Raw genomic sequence first — 2,907 nt, forward strand, 5'->3', positions numbered from 1 at the left:
CAATCACCCTTTCTATCTTTTAACCAAACGCCATGCTCAGCAATAAAGTCAACATCTAAATGCCCCAACCACTTACCCAGTGTGGTTTTATCTCTGCCGCTTATGATCACCACATGGTTTTGATCATTTGCTGCCAACTTTTCTAATATGCCCAGCAACTCATCTCCCGGTGCCACAGCCTGTGGGTCACTATCAAATGGCACCAAAGTACCATCGTAGTCAAGAAACAGCAGTCGCTTCTTAGCCGTGTTAAAATCTTCTATAATCTCACCTTCGGCCTCATCATCCAACACTTTCGTAGATTGTTCTGAGCGTTTTCGTGCTACATCTTCCAGCCGTGTTAAAAACAGATTTACCCAATGGTGAATATTATATTTCTTCAAGGTCTTCTGCATGATTTCCATATGCCTCTGTTGCTCATCTTCAGGCATATTCAATGCTTTATAAATAGCACCTACCACCTCATGTTTGTCGTTGGGGTTTACTATTAATGCATCTGAAAGCTCTTTGCTTGCACCTGCCATTTCACTCAGGATCAGTACGCCTTGTTGGTCCAGCTTACTGGCTACATACTCCTTACACACCAGGTTCATTCCATCTCGCATCGGTGTTACCATGGCAACATCGGCCATGCGATAAAAAGCCGACAGGTCTTCCAAAGGAAATGAGCGGTAGAAATAATGAATAGGCGTCCAGTTGACTGTTCCGTATTTACCGTTGATTCTACCAACGAGAAGGTCTACCTCTTCCTTCAGGTCTTTATATTTTTCTACCTCATCTCTGGAAGGCACAACCACCATGAGTAAGGATACTTTCCCAAGGTATTCTGGATATTTACTTAAGAAAATATCAAAAATCTCTAGCCTGGCTGGTATTCCTTTTGAGTAATCGAGCCGATCTATAGAAAGCATAAGCTTCTGATTGCCTAAAGAGGTTCTATATTTTACTTCCCTCCTCAAGGTCTGTGGGTGTGCTGCCTGACTGGCATATTTGTCGTAGTCTATTCCGATAGGAAAAGAATCTGTCACTACAGTCCTTCTATCTTTTAAAATATGCCCCTGCTGGTTGCTGATATAGCAGATTCTACTTACGGCACTTAAAAAATGACGCATGTCATCGTAGGTGTGAAAGCCTATCAAATCAGAACCAAGTACCCCATCGAGCAGCTCTCTGCGCCACGGCAATAATCGAAATACCTCGAAAGATGGGAACGGTATATGTAAAAAGAAGCCGACACTTACGTCAGGGTTTTTGTCACGTATCATCTTAGGTACCAGCATGAGCTGATAATCATGCACCCATATTTTATCTCCCGGATTTAGTTCTTTTAAAATTTCATCACAGAACTTCTGATTTACCTCCTCATAAGCCTCCCAGTAGGACTTTTTATATAAGGCATTTTGATTAAAATAATGAAATGTTGGCCAAAGGGTTTCGTTGCTAAAGCCTTCGTAGTAAAGTTTTATCTCTTCTTTACTCAAAAATACCGGTCGCATGTTTTGAGATTCCAGGGCCTTTCTAGCCTCCTTCTGTTTTTCAGGCCGATTAAAATACCTCCCGGGCCAGCCAACCCACAAGTTATCGCCTTGCTTATATACCGAACTAAGTCCAGTGGCCAGGCCCCCTTCGCTGGGCCTATATTCCAACTCATCTTTATCGTTTTTTACAACTTTTACCGGTAATCGGTTAGATACAATTATGGTTCGTGACATAAATAATCGGGGTTTGATTATAAGTTAGCAAACACTCAGGGCTATCAAAAGTTAAGAATTCCAAATCTGTTACTTCAGGTTTTTATTCCAGCTTCATTTCGACCTATAAGTCATTTTACAATGCCCTTAAATGGATATATGATTTCTCATAAAATCACCTTCTATAAACAAAAAACTGTTTTTGTTTTTAAAAACTTGTAGCTATGAAGTTACAAACCAAAGTGGCAATGTATATAGCCATGGTGTGTTATTATTTATTTAACTAAATAGAGTTTGGCTCTAAATTTGAATACTTGAGAATACCAAGGCGCTTAAGCCATTCAATCAAGTAAATCAATGATTAGAAACTATGAAAAACATTTTTAAAATTCTCGCCTGTACGTCTATCCTATTTTTTGCTTCATGTGAAGAACTTGAAAACGGGCTATCTAATGATGAAATCATCCGTGGACTTAAAGAAGCCTTAAACATCGGTTTAGATGCCTCTGTAGCCACTGTGTCAGAAACTGATGGATACCTGAAAAATGAAATTGTGAAAATACTGTTACCACCTGAAGTTAAGAGCCTTCAGGATAAAGTCGAAAACGGCTATGTAAATGTTTTTGGTATCAATATTTCTTACAGCACTATACTTGATACCTATATAGCAGCAAATCCTAATATCGACACTGATCCTTTTGAAGAATTACTAGTTGCTATGAACCGTGGGGCAGAAAAAGCTGCCAACAAAGCCTTACCAATATTTGGCAATGCGCTCACTACTATGACAGTTAACGATGCGCTAGGCATATTACAAGGTTCAGATACCTCAGCTACCAATTATTTTTATAACAGAACCAATCAAGACTTATTCAATGCCTTCCAGCCAGATGTGAAAAATGCACTTGACGAAACCAAGGCTAATGATATTTATAGGAGCCTGGTAGGTTTTTTAAACTACGAATACTCCACAGGCTTTGCCAGTATCAAGGTGGCAGACTTTATCAATGTTTCCCTGCCAGAGAGTATCGATGGCTATGCTACTGAGAAAGCTATCGATGGACTTTTTTACTATGTGGGCGAAGAGGAGAAAGAAATTAGAGAAGATCCGTTTAAGTGGGGAAGTGATATCATCGAAAAAGTATTTGGCAGTCCTGAAGCCAACGTATAATCCAGTCATGGCTATCTAACTAGCTTTTTAGACAGCCTCTTTTTC

2 protein-coding genes are annotated in these 2,907 nt (G+C 39.8%); one reads left to right on the plus strand and one right to left on the minus strand.

Annotated elements, in window-relative coordinates:
* A partial coding sequence (locus E1176_RS02980; protein WP_155209093.1) for a bifunctional alpha,alpha-trehalose-phosphate synthase (UDP-forming)/trehalose-phosphatase occupies positions 1-1,712 on the minus strand: 1,712 nt, incomplete at its 3' end.
* 349 nt (positions 1,713-2,061) lie between these two features.
* Between E1176_RS02980 and E1176_RS02985 the strand changes: the two genes are divergently transcribed.
* Positions 2,062-2,862 carry a DUF4197 domain-containing protein gene (locus E1176_RS02985; RefSeq protein ID WP_155209094.1) on the plus strand — a complete coding sequence of 267 codons (801 nt, stop codon included), beginning with the start codon at positions 2,062-2,064 and terminating at the stop codon, positions 2,860-2,862.
* Positions 2,863-2,907: the final 45 nt, after the last annotated feature.

Origin of the sequence: Fulvivirga aurantia (genome assembly GCF_009711475.1) — a bacterium.
Lineage (GTDB): Bacteria > Bacteroidota > Bacteroidia > Cytophagales > Cyclobacteriaceae > Fulvivirga > Fulvivirga aurantia.